The sequence below is a fragment of the Halomicrobium mukohataei DSM 12286 genome (assembly GCF_000023965.1).
GTDB classification, from domain to species: Archaea; Halobacteriota; Halobacteria; order Halobacteriales; family Haloarculaceae; genus Halomicrobium; species Halomicrobium mukohataei.
The window spans coordinates 2,489,577-2,508,313 of sequence record NC_013202.1 but is presented as its reverse complement, the minus strand read 5'-3'; the positions used below and the strand labels follow the sequence as shown (position 1 = coordinate 2,508,313).

Below are 18,737 nucleotides of genomic sequence, written 5' to 3'. Positions count from 1 at the left end.
CGAGCCGCCGATACAAGTGCTCGTCGGAGTTCGCCCCGTCCCCGCGAGCCGGCCCGACTAGTCGCAGTGCGGACACTCGCGTCGCTGGACGCCGTCTGGATCGAGCGTCCACTCCAGTTCGCGACCACAGCGGTCGCAGGTCCCGTCGTCCGACTCCGCTTCGTCGTCGCTACGCTGGCACTCGCCGCCGGGAATCGGATCCATGTCTAGTCCCCACAGCGGGCGAGACAAAAGCGTGGTGCCGTCAGGGATGCGCGTAGTACGCCAGCACGTCCTCGTCCCCGCTCTCGCCGACTGCGTCGATCCTGGCGAAGCCGACGCGCTCGAACTGGACCACGTCGTCGGCCTCGTAGTCTGTCACGCCGGGCTCCGCGATCCCGCTCACGTCCCCGTCCATCGTCCGCAGTCGGACACCCGGGCCGTCCGCGGGTGCCCAGTGGATCACGTCGACGTCGCCCTCGGTCACCACGTCGAGATCGTCGCCCGTATACTCCAGGGCGTCGCGAGTGTGGCGCACGCAGCCGAAGCCCTTGAGCCAGACCCGGTCGCCGTGCGGGGGCAGGTCGTTGCCCTCGACGACGACGGCATCGCCGACCGAAATCGATCGGCGGCCCCGGTCCTCGTGGTCCGGGTGGACGTGTGGCTCCCCGGCGTCGGGCCCGCCGACGACCTGACACTCGACGATCCCGCCGGTCTCCTCGGCGTCCCGGACGAGGAACGCCCGGTCGGCGTCGTCGTCGATCAGTTCGCGGTTGTTCGCGTAGATCGCCGACATCGCCAGGTCGACGTTCGTGGTGGAGGTACCCAGCCCCGTCATCGCCTCGACGATGGCCTCACCGCGGATGCCCCGGCGGCGGAGGCTCGCGATCGTCGGCGCGCGCGGATCGTCCCAGCCGGTGAGTTCGCCGGCCTCGATCTTCTCGATGATCGTCGAGGTCGACATCGGTACGTCGTAGGCGTCGATCTGGACGTGGCCCCAGTGGAGCACCTCGGGGTACTCCCAGTCGAAGTAGTCGTAGAGGAACTGCTGGCGCTTGGCCGAGTCCTGCAGGTCGATTCCGCGGATGATGTGGGTGATCTCCGTGAGGTGGTCGTCGAGCCCGCTCTGGAAGTCCAGCATCGGCCAGCAGCGGTAGTCGCTGGCCTCCTCGCGCGGGTGGGGCGTGTCGATCATCCGGAACGCGACCCAGTCGCGCAGCGCGGGGTTCTTGTGCTCGATGTCGGTCTTCACCCGCAGCACCATCTCCCCGCTCTCGTAGTCGCCGTCGATCATCGCCTCGAACTCGGCGTGGATCTGTTCGACGTCCTTCTCGCGGTGTGGACAGGCCTCGCCGTCGTTTTTCATGTCCGAAAAGTCCGCCTGCGGGCACGAGCAGGTGTAGGCTCCACCCTTCTCGATCAGCTCGCTGGCGTACTCGTAGTAGGTCTCGACGCGGTCGCTGGCCTTGATGACCTCGTCGGGCTCGAAGCCGAGGTAGTCGATGGCGTCGAGAATCTCGTCGTAGGCGTCCAGATCCGGGCGTTTGGTTTCGGGGTCGGTGTCGTCGAAGCGACACAGCATCCACCCGTCGTACATCTCCTCGTAGGTCCCGATGACGGCTGGCATTCGGGCGCTCCCGAGGTGCCACGGGCCGTTGGGGTTCGGCGCGAGACGCATGCGGACCTGCTCGTAGTCGTCGACGTTGGGGAGGTCCGGCAGGGGCTTCTCGTCGTCCTCGTCCTCGCTCTCCAGTTCTTCGAGGACCTCGGGGGCGAGTTCGGCGAGTCGCTCGCGGCGCTCGTCGGCGTCCATTCCGTTGACGCGCTCGATGACCGGCGCGATCACGCCGGGAATCTCGTCGCCGTACTCGCGAAAGTCCGGGTGCTCGCCCATCAGCGGCCCCATGATTGCCCCGACCTGTGCCTCGCTGCCGTGCTTGACTGCGTTCGTCAGCGCCGCCGTCTCGGCGGCTTCTTTCACGCGATCGCGAAGATCCTCGTCCATGCACGCACGTTTGCGGGGCGGGGTAAAATTACGTCGGAAGCGTCCCCGTCAGTACTCGCGCTCGACGAGGTAGTCGGCGATCCCCGCCAGTAGCTGACGTGGCTCGTTGTCCGGCAGCACTTCGAGGCGGTCTTTCCCGCTCGCGATCAGGTCGTGGGCTGTCTCCCGTGCGAACTCGATGCTCCCGGCGGCTTCGAGTTCGGCGACGGCGTCGTCGATCTCGCTCTCGGTGACCGCCTCGACGGAGTCGGTCTCGACGAGTCCCTCGATGTCGACGCCCTGCTGGCGGGCGTGGAGCGTGACGATCGTCTGCTTTTCCTCGACGAGGTCGGAGCCGCGCTGCTTGCCCAGCTTCTCCGAGGGCGTCGTCAGATCGAGCAGGTCGTCCTGAATCTGGAACGCCCGGCCCACGTCGAGGCCGTAGCCATAGAGCGGTTCGACGGCGTCCTCGGCACCCATCAGCTGTGCCGGGATCGACGCCGAGGCCGCGTACAGCACCGCCGTCTTCAGCTCGACCATGTCGAGGTACTCGTCGGTGGTCACTTCCGCGCGGCTCTCGAAGTCGATGTCGAACGACTGGCCCTCGCAGATCTCCGTACAGGTCTGGGCGAGCCGTTTCGTCGCCGCGACAGACCGCTCGGCTTTCGCACCGGTGTCGAGCATGTATTCGAACGCCTTCGAGAACAGGGTGTCACCGGCCAAAATCGCCGTCGAGAGGTCGTATTCGCGATGGACGGCAGGGACGCCACGACGCAGGTCATCGTCGTCCATGATGTCGTCGTGGATCAGGGTAAAGGACTGAATCGTTTCGATCCCGACCGCAGCACGCATCACGTCGATCTCGTCGCCCTCGACCGTCGGGAACGATCGGTAGTCCGTCGACTGCGGTGCCACGTCGGCGAGCGACTCGGCCGCCAGCAGCAACATCGTCGGACGGAGCCGCTTCCCACCGGCGTCCATCAGATACCGTGACGCCTCGTAGAGCTCCTCGGGCTCGTCGACCGGGAGTTCTCGCTCGATCGCGTCGTTGACCTGCTCGCGGCGGGCGACGATCGCCGCCTCGACGTCCTCTTGGCGAGCCATCCTACTCGACCAGCGTGATCCGGTTGCCGTTACTGGTCGCGTGCAGGTCGCGGCCGAGCTTGTAGCCCTGGCTCTCGGCGAGGCTGACGTACGGTGCGAACCCGGACATGCTCTGGTGGCCCGGAATGACGTTCTGGGGCTGGAGAGCCTGGAGCATCTGGTAGTGGCCCTCCTCGCGGAGGTGCCCCGAGACGTGGATGTCGTCGTATAGGCGCGCGCCCTGCATCTTCAGGAGCTGTTCGGACTGGTAGCGCTGGCCCTCGTTGGACGGCTCGGGAATGACCCGCGCCGAGAACAGCACCTTGTCGCCGTCTTCCAGCTCGTAGGGCGTCTCGCCTCGACCCATCCGGGTGAGCATCGCGCGTGGCTCGCCCTGGTGGCCGGTGACGATCGGCAGGAAGTTCTCCTTGCCGTCGTTCATGATCCGCTTGAACGTCCGGTCGACGGACTTGCGGTGGCCGTACATCCCCAGATCGTCGGGGAAGTCGACGAAGTCGAGTCGCTCTGCGGTCCCGGAGTACTTCTCCATCGATCGACCGAGCAGTACCGGCTGGCGACCGATCTCGTCCGCGAACTCGACCAGAGACTTCACGCGGGCGATGTGCGAGGAGAACGTCGTCGCGACGATCCCGCCGTCGTAGTCCTCGATGCTGGTCATGACGTCTTTGAGGTGTCGGCGTGCGACGGACTCGGAGGGCGTTCGGCCCTTCCGGCCGGCGTTCGTACAGTCCTCGATGTAACAGAGGACGCCCTCGCCCTCGCGGCCGATCTCTCGGAACCGCTTCATGTCGATGGGATCGCCCAGCACCGGCGTGTGGTCCATCCGCTTGTCGAGACCGTAGACGACGGACCCTTCCGGCGTGTGGAGGACGGGGTTGATGGCGTCGATGACCGAGTGGGTGACGTTGACGAACTCCAGTTCGTTCTTGTCGCCGATGGACATCGTGCCGCCGGCTTCCATCTTCACCAGGTCGTTCTGGACGCCGAACTTCTCCTCGCCTTTGATCTCTTGTTTGACCAGCTCGATCGTGTACGGCGTCGCGACGACGGGCGCGTCGTAGCGGTGTGCGAGCTTCGAGATCGCGCCGATGTGGTCGAGGTGGCCGTGTGTCGGCACGATGGCCTTCACGTCGCCTTCGAGTTCGGACATGACGCGGTCGTCCGGGATCGCACCCATGTCGATGAGGTCGAGCGAGTGCATCCGCTCGGTCTCGACGTTGTCGTGAATCAGTACCTTCGAGAGGTTCAGGCCCATGTCGAAGATGACGATGTCGTCGCCCGCGCGAACGGCCGTCATCTGTCGGCCAACCTCTTCGTAACCGCCAATCGTTGCGATTTCTACTTCCATAGTTACCTCTCCGAGTAAGGCCGCACGAACGCGGGGGATACCGGCTACGACAGTTCGTCGATCGCTCGCTCGACAGGTCCTGTGGTCCGCGGGCCGACCGGGTCGCCCCGTAGCCCCGGATCACTCGAAGGGGTGGGAACCAGCGGTTCCCGACCGTCGTCCGCCGGCCGCCTCCCGCTCGCCGGGCGGCCGTACGCTCGGTTACCTAGGCCTACGACGGCCGCTGTTAAAAACGGAGGGGTTCCGCGACGGGGGGTGTGGTGCGGGCTACTCGCCGTCGAGTGCGTCCGAGAGCGGATCACCGTCGCCCTTGGTCTCGAAGGAGTAGCTGTCCTCGTCCTCGTCGTCGAGATCGTCTTCGTAGGCGTCGCCGTCGGTCGTGGTCTCCTCGTCCTCGTCGCCCGTCGTGCTGTCGGCGGCGGTCTCTTGGAGGTCCTCCCAGCTCGTTGCACTCTCGACCGGATCGTCGAACTGCTCGTCGTCGACGAGCCGCGTCTCGTCGCGAGCGGACTGTTTGTCGACGAAAGGATCCTCTCGGGGTGGCGACTCCTCGATCCCGGCCTCTCCGTCAGACTGGTCGTCCTGGGTCGACTGGTGCTGTTCGAACTCTTCGGGGTCCGGCGGCGTCCATTCGGCCTGTCCGCTACTCGACGGCTCGTCGCTCGGTTCGTCGTCCGGTTCGGGCTGGCTCCCGACGGGGTCGTCGATCGGTCGGTCACTCGCAGGCTCGTTCGCAGGCTGGTCGTCCGCCGGCTCGGTCTCGGATAGGCTCTCCGTCGGCTCGGCTCCGGGCTGGCTGTCTCCCGGTTCGTCGAGTGGCTGGCGACTCGGAGGCTCGTCCGCGGACCGGTCGTCAGCTGGCTCGTCCAGCGGTCCCGGCTGGTCGGACTGTCGGGCGGTGGGGTCTGCTCCCGACGTGCTCTCGTCTGTCGGCTGTGCGTCGCCCGCCTCGGACGCTCGTGACTCGGCCACTGGCCGATTCGGCTGTCGAGGATCGTCCTGCACCTGTCCAGGAGGACGCTGTTCGGACGGTGACTCGGCGTCGGGCTGTTCGGCCACTTGCTCGGGACCCGACCGTTCAGACGCCGGCTGCGGGCCTGGTTGGTCGGTCTCCTGAGGTGCCTGACTCTCTGGCTCGCTCCGTGCGACCGGTCCCGTGTCGGGAGAGTCGCTCTGGACGGGTTCGGCGTTGGTCTCGTCGCCCGCCACCACACCGGCGTCCGCCCCGTCGTCGGCGTCCGCGCTCGGACTGTCGAGTTCGGCCTCCGATTCGAGGACCGAGCGCGTCCCGACGGCCGTCCCGTCGGCGACGAGCTTGAACAACAGCCCGCTGACGCCCCCGATCGTCGCGAGGACGCCAGCGAGGGCGATCGCGACGCCGGCCCAGCCGGCCGTCGTGGTCGGGGCTCTGAAACCCGGACTCGCGACCGTGCCGGTGAGGAAGCCCCCGAGAAGGTTTCCGGTCAACACGAGGACGATACCGGCCAGTGTCACGACGAGTAGATGGGCGAGAAAGCGGGTGCCGTACCTGAAAACGCCACTGATTCCGACTACTGCCATACGTTGGACAATAGCCAACGCGAACAAATAGGTTTCGCCCAGGTGAGAAGTGTGTTCGGACCGGGTTACTCCGGACCACCGGCGATCGTCGTTCCCGGCGCTTCCCCGGCGAGGAAGGCGCCGAGGGCGTCAGGTCCGAAGATCTGGGCGGGCACGCCGAGCGCCAGCAGTGCTCGAACTTTCCCCGCCATGCCACCGGTCACGTCGGTCGCGTCGCTGTCGCCGACCGCGTCGGCAACGTCCGCGAAGGCGTCGACCCGATCGACGACCGATCCCGCGTCGTCGAGCACTCCCGGGACGGTCGAACACAGTCCCACCCGGTCGGCGTCGACGGCCGGCGCGAGCGCCACGACGAGTTCGTCGCCCGAGAGGACCGTCACGCCTTCGCCCTCGTGGGCGATCACGTCGCCGTGCAAGACGGGAACGAACCCCTCGTCGAGGAGCCGTTCGACGGGCTCCGTCGCCAGCGAGAGCGCTCCGCCCTCGTCGCGGGCGGCCGCCGACAGCGGCTGGACCGGGAGGGCGGCGACCCCGGCCGCTTGCAGCGCTTCGACGACGGCGCGGTTCAGCTCCACCATCGCGTCGTGAATCGCGAGCGCCCCCTCGGGGTCGCGGGTCCCGGTGGTCGTCGAGACGCCGTGCTCGTCCGCGTGGTGGTGGCCGAAGCTCCCGCCGCCGTGGACGACCACGAGTGCGGCGTCGCTCTCCGCGACGGCGGCGACGGCTCGCTGCAGTGCCGCCGTGTCGACGGTCTCTGGACGGTCCTTCTCCGTGACGACGCTCCCGCCCAGTTTCAGGACGACCGTCTCGGGACTCATTCGATCCGAACCCCCTCGGTGTCCAGCGCCGCGCGGAACGCGTTCTCACAGCCCGGCGTGTAGGAGAGCGCAGTCTCCGTCGCGTCGGTCTCGTCCAGCGCGACGACACAGCCGTTGCCGCCAGCGCCGGTGAGCTTCGCGCCCAGCGCGCCCGCGTCTCGCGCCGCCCAGACCATGCCGTCGAGCGATCGCGAAGAGACTCCCAGCGCCGACAGCAGGCCGTGGTTGAAGTCCATCAGCTCACCCAGCTCGCTCAGGTCGCCGGCCTGCAGTGCCCGCTCGCCCTCGCGGACGATGTCGCCGACCGCCTCCACCGTGTCCGCCGCGAAGTCGTACTCCGAGCGGAGCTGTCGGACGCCCGCGACGAGCGCGCCGGTGTCCCCGGCCCCGCCGTCGTAGCCGATGACGAACGGGAGCGTGTCGACGCCCTCGATGCGCCGACAGTCGTCGCCCTCGACGCGAACCGCGCCGCCCATCGCCGAGCAGAACGTATCGGCCCGCGACGCTTCCCCGTCCTGGACGGTGTGCTCGACGCGATAGGCTCGCTCGGCCACCTCCCGAGCGTCGATTTCGATGCCCAGTTCCGCCGTCGCCGCCTTGATGACGCCGACGACGACGGCCGCCGACGATCCGATCCCGGCTCCCAGCGGGATGGAGCTCTCGACGCTGATCTCGAAGCCCGCGTCCGGCGCGTCGGCGGCGTCGCGTGCCTGCTCGACGGCCTCGTTGATGTAGCCGACGCCAGCCTCGACGAGGGACTCGGAGACGTTCACGTCCGGTCGACCCGTCGCGTCGCCGCTGTACTCGATCGTGAACCCGTCCAGCGTGAGATCGTCGAGGTGAACGCGAAGCCCCTCGTCCCGTTCCTCGACGGTCACGCGGGCGCGGCGCTCGATCGCACAGGGGACCGCCGGCTCGCCGTAGACCACCGCGTGCTCCCCGAACAGATACACCTTCCCGGGAGCGCTCGCTGTAACCATACTCGGCCCTGCGTGGCCATCCGTATAGTAACCGTTGAAACCGGGGCGTTCTCCCGAGAGGGCACAGGCCGAGAACGGAACTCGTTCACGAACAGTCTCCAGTGTGAACGTGTCACACGCCAGGATAATCGTTATACTCTCCCCGTCAGAAATTTGCCCGTGACTGTCCGTCCGATCCACGACCCGTCCGATCTGGAAGGCGTGCTGGCGGTGAACAGAAGTGCGTGGCGCGAGGCATACCGGGAACTCCTGCCGGAATCAGTCGTCGAGGAAATCGTGACCGATCCGGCCCCAGACACCGCACAGGAGTGGTTCGACCATCTGGGCGAGCACCGCGAGGGCTTCTTCGTGGCCGAAGAGGGAGACGCCATCGTCGGCTACGCGGATCTTCGGTGGGGCGATCAGGAAACGAAGCCATTCGTCGCTCCCGACGAGGCCGGACTGAAGTCGATCTACGTCGACCCTGAACGCTGGGGCGACGGCGTCGGTACAGCCTTGCTCGAACAGTGTCTCGAAACGGTACCGGACGAACTGACGACCCTGAAACTGGAGACGCTGGCTGGGAACGAGGTCGGCGTCGGCTTCTACGAGGAGCGGGGATTCGAGCAGTTCGACACGGGCACCGTCGAACTCGTCGGCGAAGCGTTCGACACCGAACTGTATCGTCTGGACCTGTGACGGACGGTCAGTCTGACCACTTCCAGCTACCTCACCGCTCCTCGACCCGCATCGACATCTCCTGGCGCGGGTGAACCGTCAGCGACGGCACGAGTTCCAGCGGCGTCTCGCCTTCGAAGCGGAGCCGGTAGTCCTTCGCGACGGTGGCGACGATCAACTTCGCCTCCAGCAGCGCGAGGTGTTTGCCGATGCAGTGGCGCGGCCCGCCGCCGAACGGGAAGAACGCGAAGCGGTGGCGATCTTCGCTCCGCTCTGGAGACCACCGTTCGGGGTCGAACTCCTCCGGGTTCTCCCAGTGGCGCTCGGAGTGGTGGACGGCCCACTGTGGCAGCATGAGATTCGTCGACGGCGCAACGTCGTACCCACCGAGTTCGACCGGATCAGTCGGTGTCCGGAAGATCGTGTACACGGGTGGGTACATGCGCATCGATTCGTCGATCACCCAGTCGAGGAACTCCAGTTCCTGGACGTGATCGATCGTCGGCCGCTCGTCACCGACGACCGCGTCGATCTCCTCGTGGAGTCGCTGCTCGACCTCGGGGTGTTCCGACAGGAGGAACCACGTGTAAGTCAGCGTCAGCGCAGTGGTGTCGTGGCCCGCGAGCAGCATCGTCATCATCTCGTCGCGTAACTGCTCGTCGGACTGTTCGCCGCGGTCTCGTGCGCGCATGAGGATCGAGAGGAAGTCCATCGGGCCGTCGTCTTCGTCACCCGTCGTCCCGCGGCGGCGCTCGAAGATGTCGTCGAGCACGCCGTCGAGCGTCTCCATCGCCGCGTCGAACTCGGCGTCGTCGGGCATGGGCACCCAGTCGGGCATCGCAAAGCGGATGGGGTCGGGCTCGAACCGCGCCCCCAGCGGGACGAGCTGGTCTTGCACCGTCGTCACGCGTTCGTCCGGCAACTCGACGCCCATCATCAGGTCGAGGATCACGTCGAGCGTGACGTGGGTCATCCCTCGTTCGGCGTCGACCACCGAACCGTCCTGCCAGTCGGCGACGAGCGACTCGGCGTGATCCACGATCCGATCGTCCATGTCGGCGAGGCGAGCCATACTGAAGGCCGGATTCGCCAGCTTGCGCTGCTCCTGCCAGGTGTCACCCTCGCTCAGCAGGAGGCCGTCACCCAGCAGGTCGCCCAGTGCGTCGTCCTGGAAGTCCGGCTTCCGATACTTCGCGTCGTCGTCGACGAGAATCTGCTGTACGAGCTCCGGTTCGGCGATCAGGAGGGTGTCCATCGGCCCCATATCGAAGCGTGCGACGCCGCCGTACGCGTCCTCCAGCGCCTCGACGAATCGGAACGGATCCTGGGCGTACGTGCGACTGCTTCCGAACAGCGGTTCTCCCTTCGGCCCCGGCGGAGTCTCTGCCATCGTGTCGCTTATGCGCTCTCGACGTTTGAACGGTGTGCCAAACGACCGGTGGCCGCCCTACAGCCACCGCGCGGGATCGAGGTCCCAGTCGGTGTGGAGCCGCGCCCAGACGCCGCCGAGCCCGCCTACCCCGCTCAGTCCGACCGTGTAGATCCCGAACAGCCCGAAGACGATCGCCAGAAACAGGTCGTAGGCCGGCGACGACGGCGGGACGCCGTAGCCGAGCCAGCCGACGACCAGCAGCGTCGGCACGAACAACGCGAGCAGCGGGATCGCCGCGACGACGCCCGAGAGCAGGCCGACGGCCACACCAGTTGCGTAGCGACAGCCACGCCGATGACTCGCGACGGCACCGCCCACGACCGGCGAAAAGGGGAGCACCGAGAGGACGACCGTCACCGCCGCGCCCCACCCGGCGTCACGGAGCAGCCCCGACATCTCACGAGCCAAGTTCCGTGTCGTACTTCACGTAGTTGCCGATCCACCCGCCGACTGCGCTCAGACCGACGACGTAGGCGACGTAGAGGAGGAACACCAGCAGCATGAACGCGATTCCGATCGCTCCGAAGGCGAGTCCGTCGGGACCGGCACCGATCGCGAAGAGCCCGAACAGGGAGCCCACCACGAATCCGCCGAGTCCGAGCGGTATCAGCGCAATCAGACCGGCGTAGAGGCCCACGCGGAGTCCGTCCGACCGATCGCCACCTTCCAGATAGCCCGCCGTGAGTCCACCCAGTAGCGGCCCGAGAGGCAACACTGCACCGGCGACGGTGCCGACGGCTGCACCGATCAGGGCGTTGACGAGCGTGTCTCCTTGTGCCATGTGGCGTCGTTCAGCCCCGTCGCTCTTAAACCATCCCGTCCGCCAAGCGGTGATCGCAGTCGCTACCGGATCTGTGAGAACGGAAAATCGGGGGCGTCTACAGTTCGCTCTCGAAGTCGGCGAGCTCGTAGACGGTGTCGGAGCCGCGGCGGTCGAGCGTCTCGTTGGCAAGCAGCCAGTAGACGACCGACAGCGCCTTGCGCCCCTTGTTGTTCGTCGGGACGACCAGGTCGACGTTCGCGGTGGTGTTGTTGGAGTCACACATCGCGATGACCGGGATGCCGACGGTGATGGCCTCTTTGACGGCCTGGGCGTCACCGATCGGGTCCGTGACGACGACCACGTCGGGCTCGATGTACCCGTCGTAGTCGGGATTGGTCAGCGTCCCCGGGATGAATCGACCGGTCCGGGCCCGTGCACCGACGGCGTCGGCGAACTTCTCGGCCGGGAACCGGCCGTACTGTCGCGAGGAGGCCACGAGGATCTGCTCGGGGTCGTAGTTCGCGAGGAAGTCCGCTGCCGTTCGGATGCGCGAGTCCGTCATCGAGACGTCCAGCACGTACAGCCCGTCGGTCCGGACGCGGTGGATGAACCGCTCCATGTCCTGGGTCTTCTGCTGGGTCCCGATGTGGACCCCCGCGCCGAGGTACTCCTCGACGGGAATGAGGAGGTCTGCCTCGTCGTCGGGCATGACGTCCTCGTCGAGGGACGGTCCCTCGTCAGCTTCTTCAGCCTCGGCGTCGGCCTCGCTGGCCTCGGCGTCGGCGGCCGGTTCCTCAGTGTCGGTAGCCTCGGCGTCGGCCTCTGCTTCGACGTCGTCTTCGGGGTCGAAGTCGGAGTCCTCTGCGTCGAGACCTTCGTTTTCGTTGCCGCTCATACTGCGTTGTCCTCGATTCGGATGAGTTCGTTCAGCTTGGCTGTTCGCTCGCCACCGACCGCGCCCGTCTTGATGAACGGTGCGTCGGTCGCAACGGCGAGGTGTGCGATCGTGGCGTCTTCCGTCTCACCGCTGCGATGGGAGACGACCGACGCGTACCCGTTGTCCCGGGCCAGTTCGATGGCGTCCACGGCGTCCGTGAGCGTCCCGATCTGGTTGGGCTTGATGAGGATGGAGTTTGCCGCACCGGCGTTGATGCCGGCCTGCAGGCGCTCGACGTTGGTGACGAACAGGTCGTCCCCACAGACGAGCGTCTGGTCGCCGACCATGTCGGTCAGATCGGCGAACGCCTCGTAGTCGTCCTCGTCGAGGGGATCCTCGACGTAGACGAGGTCGTACTCCTCGGCCTTCTGGGCGATGTAGTCGATCTGCTCCTCGGCCGAGCGGACCTGATCGTCGTAGACGTAGCCGTCCTCCTCGGCGTCGTACAGTTCCGCGCCGGCCACGTCCAGGCCGAACGAAATCGCGAAGCCGAGATCGTCCGCGACGGTCTCGACCGCCTCGGACATGATCTCGAAGGCTTCGTCGTCGGAGATCGACGGTGCCCACGCGCCCTCGTCGCCTTTGCCGGCGGGCAGGTCCCGCTCGGCGAGGATGTCGTGGACTTCCTGGTGGACGGCCGCGTTAGCGAAGACGGCCTCTTCGACGCTGGGCGCACCGACGGGTGCCGCGAGGAACTCCTGGATGTTCGTCGCGTCCGCGGCGTGTTCGCCGCCGCCGATGATGTTGCCAAGCGGCGTCGGGTACTCGTTGCCCCGGAACGTGCCACCGAGGTGCTGGTACAGCGGCGCACCGAGCACGTCGGCACCAGCCTTCGCGGCCGCCATCGAGATGGCGACGGCGCTGTTGGCTCCGATCTCCGAGAAGTCGTCGGTCCCGTCTGCCGCGTGAAGCGCCGCGTCGACGTCACGCTGATTGCCGGCGTGAACCTCGCCGATCAGTCGGGGCAGCGCGTCCTCGCGTGCCCGTGCGATCGCCTCGTTGGCGGGCAGCTCGATGGCCTCGTACTCGCCGGTACTCGCTCCGCTCGGTGCCTTGCCGCGCCCGAAGCCGCCGCTCTCGGTGAGCACGTCGGCCTCGACCGTCGCGTTGCCACGCGAGTCGAGCACGCGGCGCAGTCGTACGTCCGTGATGAGCGTCATCAGTTGTCACCTCGTCGAACTGTGAAGGGCAGGACCCCAGCGTCGTACTCCTCGGCCGCGATGAGGATCGGCTGGGTCTGATCGGTGTCGATGAGCACCGGCGCACCGAAAGCCACCTGCAGCGCTCGCGCACCGATGATCCGCGCCTTCTCGTAGCGGTTTTCCTGAACCATCATTGATAGGGTGCCACGATGTCGACGAGGTCCTTGTGCGAGACGAGCATCCGGCGACAGCAGTGGCGCTCGACGCCGAGTTCGTCGAGGACCTTTTCGGGGTCCTCTGGCTCCTCGGCTTCGCGGGTGCGGGCCTTGAACTCCTCCCAGTGCTCGGCGACGACGTTACCACAGGTGAAACACCGGACCGGTACCATCATATCATATCACCTTAGCGGTAGGACTTCTGGTAGCGGGCCCGTGCGCCGGGGCCGCCCCACTTCTTGGCTTCGGACTGGCGAACGTCGTTGACCAGCAGCGAGCGGTCGAACTCCATGAACGCGTCACGGAGTTCGGCGTCGTTGGTGTGGTCGACGAGGCCGCGTGCGATCGCGGTCCGGGCCGCGTCGGCCTGGCCCATGACGCCGCCGCCCTCGACGGAGACTTCCACGTCGACCTGTTCGCGCAGGTCGTCGTCGGCGATCCGGAACGGCTCCAGCATCTTCAGCTGGGCCAGCTCGGGATCGACCAGCTCGACCGGCTGGGAGTCGATACGTACCCGACCCTCGCCCTCGCGAACGGTCGCGCGGGCGACGGCCGTCTTCTTCTTGCCTGAGGTGTTCGTTACCATGTTACGTTCGCTCCGATGGATTCGCTGACGTCTCCGAGCGAGACGAACTTGATGTTCGACAGTCGATCCAGCGAGGTGTCCTCCAGAATCTCCGCGTCGAGGTCGTGGTCCTCGTAAGGGTTGCCCACGTAGACACGGACGTTCGAGAGCGCCTCGCGACCGCGGGGCTTCTTGTGGGGAAGCATCCCGCGGATCGAGCGCTTGAAGATGCCGTCCGGTCGCTTCGGGTAGTACGGACCTCGATCCGAGCCGACCTCGCGGCGCTTCTGGAACTTCTCCATGATCTGGTCCTCGTTACCCGTGATGACGGCCTCCTCGGCGTTGACGACGGCGATCGTCTCGCCGTCGAGGGCACGCTGTGCGACGTTGGAAGCGACGCGTCCGAAGATGCAGTCGCGGGCGTCGACGACGACGTCCGCGTCGAATTCTGCGACGCTCATTGGATGATGCGCACCTCCGAGCCCTCGGGGTTCTGTTCGACTGCGGTTTCGAGCGATACTGCCTCTCCAACCTGGTCGATCTTCTTCTCGGCCGTTCCGGAGAAGTCGACAGCTGCGACGGTCACGTCCTTCTGCAGGACGCCGGAACCGAGCACCTTGCCGGGCACGATGACGGTCTCGTCTTCCTGGGCGTATCGTTCGATACGGCCGAGGTTGACTTCCGCGTGCGTGCGTCGTGGCTTTTCGAGACGCTCGGCGATGTCGCCCCAGACGTCCGCGCCCGAACGGGCGGCGGATTTCAGGTCGGCGATGAGACTACTGAGTCTCGGATTAGTCTTACTCATGACGTTCCTCCTGTGTGAGAAAGTGCAGGGAGCAGGATTTGAACCTGCGGACCCCTACGGGACAGCGCCCTGAACGCTGCGCCGTTGGCCAAACTTGGCTATCCCTGCTCGCAATAGGTCGTTTTGTTTGCCCCGTAAAACCGCTTTCGATCCTCACGCTGGCGCGGGGTGGCGTCGCGATCATCGGTGCGGTTGGGGCAGGGGTCATCTTATAGTTGGACTGCGTCGCGTAGTTCGTCCGCACGGGATCGAATCGAATCGACCGCGCGGAGGGTGAGCTCCTCGACGGAGAGGGAACCGTCAGTCTCGACGTGGAAGACGAACGCGTTCTCTACGTCGTGAACTTCCAGTTCCTTGCCGGGGTAGCGCTTCGTGAGGTCGCTGTCGAACTCCTCGGTCAGGACGAGGTCGCCGTCATCGGCGTCCCCGTCGACGTGTTCGGCAGCTTGCTCCTCGATGACGCCTCGAAGGATGTGGGTCTCGTCGTCCTCGAACTCGCCTTTGTCGCCGACGACCTCGACGCGCTGGAGGTGTCGGTATCCGACGGCCACGCCGCCCTGATGCTTGGCGTGTTCGCGGCCACGATCCAGGACGGCGTCGGCCTCGACTTCGAGGCGCTGGCCGTCCTTGAGATCGATGATCGGGATGTTGTCGTCGGCCGGCCCGACTAGGGAGTCGGAGCTGACCAGATCACCGGAGTAGGCGGTTTCGGGACCGGAGACGTCGATCGACAGCGTCACTTCGTCGCCGACCTCGAAGTCGTCGAGGTCGGTCGTGAGTGGGACCAGCCCGAGGCGGAGTCCGATCTGCTCGTCGAACATCACGCTGGAGTTCTCGATGACTCGGACGGTATCGACGCTGAAGGTCGGCACGTCGGCGATCATCGCCCGGCGGATGCCGTTGGCAAAGGCGGGGCTGATCCCGCGCACGAGGAACCGCGCCTCGCGATCGGAGCGTTCGACGAACTCGACCTCGTAGTCCTGTGTCATTGGTTAGAATCCGGCGTTCTTGGGGCCGCGGGTCCCGTCGTGCGGGATCGGTGTGACGTCCTCGATGCGGCCGATTTCCAGGCCCGCACGGGCGAGCGCTCGAATCGTCGCCTGTGCGCCCGGACCGGGGGACTTCTGCTGGTTCCCGCCGGGACCGCGCACGTTGACGTGGACGCCTTCGATGTTCTGGGCCTTGGCCTTCTCGGCGACGACTTCGGCCATCTGCATCGCGGCGTAAGGCGACGCTTCGTCGCGGTTCTGCTTGACGACCGTCCCACCGGAGGACTTGGCCAGCGTCTCGGCACCGGTCTGGTCCGTGATGGTGATGATCGTGTTGTTGAACGATGCGTACACGTGGGCGATGCCCCACTTGCTGTCTTCGGATTCACTCATTCTTGGGCCTCCGCTCGTTCTGGGTGGAGTTCGTCCGCGATCGGGCTGTGCTCGTCGAAGCCGACCTCGCCTTCCGCGTCGGCCTCGACTTTCATGCCGGGTCGGGTGACGCGGGCGTCACCGAGGACGATGTGGCCGTGCGAGATGAACTGTCGGGCCTGCTCGGGCGTGTTCGCGTAGCCCTTGCGGTAGACGACGGTCTGGAGTCGGCGTTCGAGCACGTCGGTCACGTCGAGGGACAGCACGTCGTCGAGTGCGTCGGTCTCGTTGAGGACGCCCAGTCGCTTGAGTCGGGTGAGGAACTCGTCGGCTTCGAACCGGGAGCCCTCGCCCTCCGCTCGGCCCAGCAGCTTTCGGGCCTCGCGTCGGTAGCTACGGAGCTCGGACTGTGCGCGCCACAGTTCCTCCTTGTTCTTCAGGCCGTAGCGGCCGATGAGGTTCTGCTCGTCGGCGATGCGTTCACCCTGGTAGGGGTGGTTCGGCGTCTCGTAGAACTTGGTGTTGGATCCGAGTGCCATTATTCCTCACCGCCCTCGTCTTCCTCGGCGGCCGCTTCCTCGGCCTGTTCCTCCTTGATGGCCTCGACGTTGACACCGATGGTGCCCTCGGTTCGGCCGGTGGACTTCGTTCGCTGACCGCGGACCTTCTGGCCGCGCTTGTGGCGAACGCCCTTGTAGGAGTCGATCATCTGCATCCGGTTGACGTCGGCGCGACGCTGCATCTGCAGGTCGTTGCCGATCTCGTGGGTCGTCTCACCGGAGTAGAAGTCGTTCTGGTGGTTCGTGAGCCATTCCGGGACCTCGTCAGCGTACCCCTCGACCTTCTCGACGACGGCCTCGATGTCCTCGTCGTCCAGCGCGCCAAAGAGCGCCTGGCGGTCGACACCGGCCTTCTCGGCGATGATGCGCGCGGCGCGCTTGCCGATGCCGTTCATGTCTGTCAGGGAACGCTCGACGGACTTCGTGCCGTCGAGGTCAGTCTGTCCGATACGGACGAAGTAGCGGAGTTCCTCCTCGTCCACGTCCTCGTCCAGTTCTGGTTCTTCTGCACTCATGTGTGGTTAGTCGGGTGTGAGCGTCGTGGCGGGGATTCGAACCCCGGAGGCTGTACGCCACAGAGTTAGCAACCCTGCGCCTTGGGCCAGGCTTGGCTACCACGACACGCGTTCATAGTACTCGCGCCCTCTCGACGAGGACTCGGGACGCCGCGCCCCTGCACGAGTCTACTCAGATTTCCACGCCGGGTGTACATAAACGCAACGAATCCCCCGCCCCGTCGTCACCGATTTGCACGCCCCGGACGAACCGACGGCTATGGCTCTGACAGTCGTCGATCCCGGCGATCGCCACCGCCTCGAAACCGAACTCGGTCGGTTCGCTCCCGACGTGGCCGAGCGATCCGACGGCACGCTGGTCGCGACGTTCGGCTCGACGGCACAGTTCGCCGTCGAACCGGACGGCACCGTCGACGCGGGGATGCCGTTGCACGAGTTCGCCGGGCCGGCCGAGCGACTCGCGTTCGACCACGAGGACGGCGTGATCGAGGTGACGTTCGAGACCGGCGACGACGCGGCCGTCTACACCTTTCGCCGTCCCTGAACTGGGGCTGCTCCGTACGTCACAACCCTTATCGCCGGTCCCCCGCGTAGCACGCCCATGGACGAAGCTGCCGTACGCGAGCGCCTGCGGGAGGTCCGCGATCCGGACCTCCGGGACGACATCGTGTCGCTCGGCCTGGTCAACGAGATCGAGATCGACGACGCGTCGATCGCCGTCGACCTCGCGCTGGGCGCGCCGTACTCGCCCAACGAGACCGCCATCGCGGCCGACGTGCGCGAGGCGCTCGACGACGATGATCGGGAGATCGAGTTGACCGCCAACGTGGACCGCGGGATGGACGCGGAGGGCACCGTCTTGCCGGGCGTCAAGAACGTCATCGCCGTCGCTTCGGGGAAAGGCGGGGTCGGCAAGAGCACGCTCGCGGTCAACCTCGCCGTCGGCCTCTCGGAGCTCGGTGCGCAGGTCGGCCTGTTCGACGCGGACGTGTACGGGCCGAACGTTCCGCGAATGGTCGCCGCCGACGAGCACCCGCAGGCCACCGAGGACGACCAGATCATCCCGCCGGAGAAGTACGGGATCAAGCTCATGAGTATGGACTTCCTCGTCGGCGAGGACGACCCGGTCATCTGGCGCGGGCCGATGGTCGACAGCGTCCTCACACAGCTGTGGGAGGACGTGGTCTGGGGGAGCCTCGATTACATGGTGATCGACCTGCCGCCGGGCACCGGCGACACCCAGCTGACGATGCTCCAGAACATCCCCGTCACGGGCGCGACGATCGTCACGACCCCCCAGACCGTCGCGCTGGACGACGCCCGCAAGGGGCTGGAGATGTTCGGCCGTCACGAGACGCCGGTCCTGGGACTCGTCGAGAACATGTCGACGTTCACCTGCCCGGACTGCGGTGGGGAACACGACATCTTCGACTCCGGCGGGGGCCGGGAGTTCTCCGAGGAGACCGATCTCCCCTTCCTCGGCGAGATCCCTCTGGACCCGGCGGTCCGCGAGGGCGGCGACGACGGCGAACCGATGGTACTGGACGAGGACAGCGAGACCGGCGAGGCGTTCCGCGAGTTCGTCCACCGGACCGCGATCAATCAGGGGATCGTCCACCGCAAACGCCACGCCGACCGGATGGCTCCCGACCAGTAGACGGCGTCGGGTCGATCAGAACACCGCGGTCGCGCCGCCGAGCAGTCCGTGCAGATACTCCTCGACGCAGGTCTTCTGGGCACACCGGAAGGTCCAGGCGTCGTTGCGGACGTACGAGAGGACGATCGCTCGGCCTCGCCCGCGTGGAGTTCGCGCGCCGCTGTGAGAGCGCGGCGTGACACTACGTCGACGCGGAACGGCTCGACCGGAGAGGGAAGCGTCTCGCGATCGGCCCACCACTGTACTAATCGAACAGTTAGTAATCTGCGTTACTGTTTCGTCCATCGAAACCGACGAACGCTCGTAGGACAGCCTTCACCGGCTGTCGTCGATGCCTGTGGGTGGTCGAGAGAAG

Annotated in this window: 25 protein-coding genes and 2 tRNA genes; 3 read left to right on the top strand and 24 right to left on the bottom strand. The window is 66.4% G+C overall.

All coding sequences use genetic code 11. From position 1 onward, the window contains the following. Window positions 1–57: 57 nt before the first annotated feature. From HMUK_RS17635 to mvk, 7 genes are all read right to left on the bottom strand, one after another. Complete coding sequence (locus tag HMUK_RS17635; protein ID WP_015763558.1) at window positions 58–204, bottom strand: hypothetical protein; 147 nt, start codon at window positions 202–204, stop codon at window positions 58–60. 40 nt (window positions 205–244) lie between these two features. Then, complete coding sequence (locus HMUK_RS12630) at window positions 245–1,984, bottom strand: glutamate--tRNA ligase (protein WP_015763557.1); 1,740 nt, start codon at window positions 1,982–1,984, stop codon at window positions 245–247. A gap of 48 nt (window positions 1,985–2,032) precedes the next feature. After that, window positions 2,033–3,067: a geranylfarnesyl diphosphate synthase gene (gene idsA3, locus HMUK_RS12625; protein ID WP_015763556.1), complete on the bottom strand. Its 1,035-nt coding sequence runs from the start codon at window positions 3,065–3,067 to the stop codon at window positions 2,033–2,035. Window position 3,068: 1 nt separating this feature from the next. Beyond that, window positions 3,069–4,415 carry a ribonuclease J gene (locus HMUK_RS12620; RefSeq protein ID WP_015763555.1) on the bottom strand — a complete coding sequence of 449 codons (1,347 nt, stop codon included), beginning with the start codon at window positions 4,413–4,415 and terminating at the stop codon, window positions 3,069–3,071. 267 nt (window positions 4,416–4,682) lie between these two features. Continuing rightward, window positions 4,683–5,975 (bottom strand): hypothetical protein, encoded by a 1,293-nt coding sequence (locus HMUK_RS12615; RefSeq protein ID WP_015763554.1) that lies wholly within the window; start codon window positions 5,973–5,975, stop codon window positions 4,683–4,685. 65 nt (window positions 5,976–6,040) lie between these two features. Next, window positions 6,041–6,793: an isopentenyl phosphate kinase gene (locus HMUK_RS12610; protein WP_015763553.1), complete on the bottom strand. Its 753-nt coding sequence runs from the start codon at window positions 6,791–6,793 to the stop codon at window positions 6,041–6,043. Next, the gene (gene mvk, locus HMUK_RS12605; RefSeq protein ID WP_015763552.1) at window positions 6,790–7,773 is read right to left on the bottom strand and encodes a mevalonate kinase; all 984 of its coding nucleotides are present in this window, start codon (window positions 7,771–7,773) and stop codon (window positions 6,790–6,792) included. Before mvk ends, HMUK_RS12610 begins: the two co-directional genes overlap by 4 nt. 159 nt (window positions 7,774–7,932) lie before the next feature. On the opposite strand from mvk, the gene HMUK_RS12600 reads away from it, so the two are divergent. After that, a complete protein-coding gene (locus HMUK_RS12600; protein WP_015763551.1) occupies window positions 7,933–8,451 on the top strand; it encodes a GNAT family N-acetyltransferase in 519 nt (172 codons plus the stop codon). Between the two features lie 31 nt (window positions 8,452–8,482). On the opposite strand, the gene HMUK_RS12595 is transcribed toward HMUK_RS12600, so the two are convergent. The 16 genes from HMUK_RS12595 to HMUK_RS12520 all read right to left on the bottom strand — a co-directional run bounded on the left by HMUK_RS12595 (window position 8,483) and on the right by HMUK_RS12520 (window position 16,831). After that, entirely contained in the window at window positions 8,483–9,820 is a 1,338-nt protein-coding gene (locus HMUK_RS12595) for a cytochrome P450 (protein ID WP_015763550.1), read from the bottom strand. 57 nt (window positions 9,821–9,877) lie between these two features. Beyond that, window positions 9,878–10,258 carry a DUF5518 domain-containing protein gene (locus tag HMUK_RS12590; protein ID WP_015763549.1) on the bottom strand — a complete coding sequence of 127 codons (381 nt, stop codon included), beginning with the start codon at window positions 10,256–10,258 and terminating at the stop codon, window positions 9,878–9,880. A 1-nt stretch (window position 10,259) separates the two neighbouring features. Beyond that, the gene (locus HMUK_RS12585; RefSeq protein WP_015763548.1) at window positions 10,260–10,643 is read right to left on the bottom strand and encodes a DUF5518 domain-containing protein; all 384 of its coding nucleotides are present in this window, start codon (window positions 10,641–10,643) and stop codon (window positions 10,260–10,262) included. 97 nt (window positions 10,644–10,740) lie between these two features. Continuing rightward, window positions 10,741–11,520, bottom strand: a complete 780-nt coding sequence (rpsB, locus tag HMUK_RS12580; RefSeq protein WP_015763547.1) for a 30S ribosomal protein S2 — start codon at window positions 11,518–11,520, stop codon at window positions 10,741–10,743. Continuing rightward, a complete protein-coding gene (gene eno, locus HMUK_RS12575; RefSeq protein WP_015763546.1) occupies window positions 11,517–12,722 on the bottom strand; it encodes a phosphopyruvate hydratase in 1,206 nt (401 codons plus the stop codon). Before eno ends, rpsB begins: the two co-directional genes overlap by 4 nt. After that, window positions 12,722–12,898, bottom strand: a complete 177-nt coding sequence (locus tag HMUK_RS12570; RefSeq protein ID WP_015763545.1) for a DNA-directed RNA polymerase subunit K — start codon at window positions 12,896–12,898, stop codon at window positions 12,722–12,724. The genes eno and HMUK_RS12570 overlap by 1 nt, the downstream gene beginning before the upstream one ends. Then, the gene (locus HMUK_RS12565; protein ID WP_015763544.1) at window positions 12,895–13,095 is read right to left on the bottom strand and encodes a DNA-directed RNA polymerase subunit N; all 201 of its coding nucleotides are present in this window, start codon (window positions 13,093–13,095) and stop codon (window positions 12,895–12,897) included. Before HMUK_RS12565 ends, HMUK_RS12570 begins: the two co-directional genes overlap by 4 nt. An 11-nt stretch (window positions 13,096–13,106) precedes the next feature. Further along, entirely contained in the window at window positions 13,107–13,505 is a 399-nt protein-coding gene (locus HMUK_RS12560; protein WP_015763543.1) for a 30S ribosomal protein S9, read from the bottom strand. Further along, window positions 13,499–13,945: a 50S ribosomal protein L13 gene (locus HMUK_RS12555; protein WP_015763542.1), complete on the bottom strand. Its 447-nt coding sequence runs from the start codon at window positions 13,943–13,945 to the stop codon at window positions 13,499–13,501. Before HMUK_RS12555 ends, HMUK_RS12560 begins: the two co-directional genes overlap by 7 nt. Continuing rightward, window positions 13,942–14,289, bottom strand: coding sequence for a 50S ribosomal protein L18e (locus tag HMUK_RS12550; RefSeq protein ID WP_015763541.1), 348 nt, complete (start codon window positions 14,287–14,289; stop codon window positions 13,942–13,944). Before HMUK_RS12550 ends, HMUK_RS12555 begins: the two co-directional genes overlap by 4 nt. 23 nt (window positions 14,290–14,312) lie before the next feature. Further along, a tRNA-Leu gene (locus HMUK_RS12545) sits at window positions 14,313–14,397 on the bottom strand. Window positions 14,398–14,498: 101 nt separating this feature from the next. Further along, window positions 14,499–15,278, bottom strand: coding sequence for a DNA-directed RNA polymerase subunit D (locus tag HMUK_RS12540; RefSeq protein WP_015763540.1), 780 nt, complete (start codon window positions 15,276–15,278; stop codon window positions 14,499–14,501). 3 nt (window positions 15,279–15,281) lie between these two features. Beyond that, window positions 15,282–15,671 carry a 30S ribosomal protein S11 gene (locus tag HMUK_RS12535; RefSeq protein ID WP_015763539.1) on the bottom strand — a complete coding sequence of 130 codons (390 nt, stop codon included), beginning with the start codon at window positions 15,669–15,671 and terminating at the stop codon, window positions 15,282–15,284. Continuing rightward, window positions 15,668–16,189: a 30S ribosomal protein S4 gene (locus HMUK_RS12530; protein WP_015763538.1), complete on the bottom strand. Its 522-nt coding sequence runs from the start codon at window positions 16,187–16,189 to the stop codon at window positions 15,668–15,670. The genes HMUK_RS12535 and HMUK_RS12530 overlap by 4 nt, the downstream gene beginning before the upstream one ends. Then, on the bottom strand, window positions 16,189–16,725 hold the full coding sequence (locus HMUK_RS12525; RefSeq protein WP_015763537.1) for a 30S ribosomal protein S13: 537 nt from the start codon (window positions 16,723–16,725) through the stop codon (window positions 16,189–16,191). Before HMUK_RS12525 ends, HMUK_RS12530 begins: the two co-directional genes overlap by 1 nt. 21 nt (window positions 16,726–16,746) lie before the next feature. After that, a tRNA-Ser gene (locus HMUK_RS12520) sits at window positions 16,747–16,831 on the bottom strand. Window positions 16,832–16,984: 153 nt separating this feature from the next. Between HMUK_RS12520 and HMUK_RS12515 the strand changes: the two genes are divergently transcribed. Together HMUK_RS12515 and HMUK_RS12510 are read left to right on the top strand one after the other, a co-directional pair. Further along, window positions 16,985–17,269 carry a hypothetical protein gene (locus HMUK_RS12515; RefSeq protein ID WP_015763536.1) on the top strand — a complete coding sequence of 95 codons (285 nt, stop codon included), beginning with the start codon at window positions 16,985–16,987 and terminating at the stop codon, window positions 17,267–17,269. Window positions 17,270–17,326: 57 nt separating this feature from the next. Continuing rightward, entirely contained in the window at window positions 17,327–18,382 is a 1,056-nt protein-coding gene (locus tag HMUK_RS12510) for an Mrp/NBP35 family ATP-binding protein (protein WP_015763535.1), read from the top strand. A gap of 15 nt (window positions 18,383–18,397) precedes the next feature. On the opposite strand, the gene HMUK_RS12505 is transcribed toward HMUK_RS12510, so the two are convergent. Next, window positions 18,398–18,619 (bottom strand): hypothetical protein, encoded by a 222-nt coding sequence (locus HMUK_RS12505; RefSeq protein WP_049940838.1) that lies wholly within the window; start codon window positions 18,617–18,619, stop codon window positions 18,398–18,400. Window positions 18,620–18,737 lie beyond the last annotated feature (118 nt).

Coding starts and splice junctions, on each gene's coding strand:
- HMUK_RS12510 (WP_015763535.1), top strand. CDS start 17,327: ATGGACGAAGCTGCCGTACGCGAGCGCCTGCGGGAGGTCCGCGATCCG.
- idsA3 (WP_015763556.1), bottom strand. CDS start 3,067: ATGGCTCGCCAAGAGGACGTCGAGGCGGCGATCGTCGCCCGCCGCGAG.
- rpsB (WP_015763547.1), bottom strand. CDS start 11,520: ATGAGCGGCAACGAAAACGAAGGTCTCGACGCAGAGGACTCCGACTTC.
- HMUK_RS12555 (WP_015763542.1), bottom strand. CDS start 13,945: ATGAGCGTCGCAGAATTCGACGCGGACGTCGTCGTCGACGCCCGCGAC.
- HMUK_RS12630 (WP_015763557.1), bottom strand. CDS start 1,984: ATGGACGAGGATCTTCGCGATCGCGTGAAAGAAGCCGCCGAGACGGCG.
- HMUK_RS12615 (WP_015763554.1), bottom strand. CDS start 5,975: ATGGCAGTAGTCGGAATCAGTGGCGTTTTCAGGTACGGCACCCGCTTT.
- HMUK_RS12585 (WP_015763548.1), bottom strand. CDS start 10,643: ATGGCACAAGGAGACACGCTCGTCAACGCCCTGATCGGTGCAGCCGTC.
- HMUK_RS12540 (WP_015763540.1), bottom strand. CDS start 15,278: ATGACACAGGACTACGAGGTCGAGTTCGTCGAACGCTCCGATCGCGAG.
- HMUK_RS12550 (WP_015763541.1), bottom strand. CDS start 14,289: ATGAGTAAGACTAATCCGAGACTCAGTAGTCTCATCGCCGACCTGAAA.
- mvk (WP_015763552.1), bottom strand. CDS start 7,773: ATGGTTACAGCGAGCGCTCCCGGGAAGGTGTATCTGTTCGGGGAGCAC.
- HMUK_RS12530 (WP_015763538.1), bottom strand. CDS start 16,189: ATGGCACTCGGATCCAACACCAAGTTCTACGAGACGCCGAACCACCCC.
- HMUK_RS12565 (WP_015763544.1), bottom strand. CDS start 13,095: ATGATGGTACCGGTCCGGTGTTTCACCTGTGGTAACGTCGTCGCCGAG.
- HMUK_RS12535 (WP_015763539.1), bottom strand. CDS start 15,671: ATGAGTGAATCCGAAGACAGCAAGTGGGGCATCGCCCACGTGTACGCA.
- HMUK_RS12560 (WP_015763543.1), bottom strand. CDS start 13,505: ATGGTAACGAACACCTCAGGCAAGAAGAAGACGGCCGTCGCCCGCGCG.
- HMUK_RS12525 (WP_015763537.1), bottom strand. CDS start 16,725: ATGAGTGCAGAAGAACCAGAACTGGACGAGGACGTGGACGAGGAGGAA.
- HMUK_RS12570 (WP_015763545.1), bottom strand. CDS start 12,898: ATGATGGTTCAGGAAAACCGCTACGAGAAGGCGCGGATCATCGGTGCG.
- eno (WP_015763546.1), bottom strand. CDS start 12,722: ATGACGCTCATCACGGACGTACGACTGCGCCGCGTGCTCGACTCGCGT.
- HMUK_RS12620 (WP_015763555.1), bottom strand. CDS start 4,415: ATGGAAGTAGAAATCGCAACGATTGGCGGTTACGAAGAGGTTGGCCGA.
- HMUK_RS12590 (WP_015763549.1), bottom strand. CDS start 10,258: ATGTCGGGGCTGCTCCGTGACGCCGGGTGGGGCGCGGCGGTGACGGTC.
- HMUK_RS12515 (WP_015763536.1), top strand. CDS start 16,985: ATGGCTCTGACAGTCGTCGATCCCGGCGATCGCCACCGCCTCGAAACC.
- HMUK_RS12595 (WP_015763550.1), bottom strand. CDS start 9,820: ATGGCAGAGACTCCGCCGGGGCCGAAGGGAGAACCGCTGTTCGGAAGC.
- HMUK_RS17635 (WP_015763558.1), bottom strand. CDS start 204: ATGGATCCGATTCCCGGCGGCGAGTGCCAGCGTAGCGACGACGAAGCG.
- HMUK_RS12610 (WP_015763553.1), bottom strand. CDS start 6,793: ATGAGTCCCGAGACGGTCGTCCTGAAACTGGGCGGGAGCGTCGTCACG.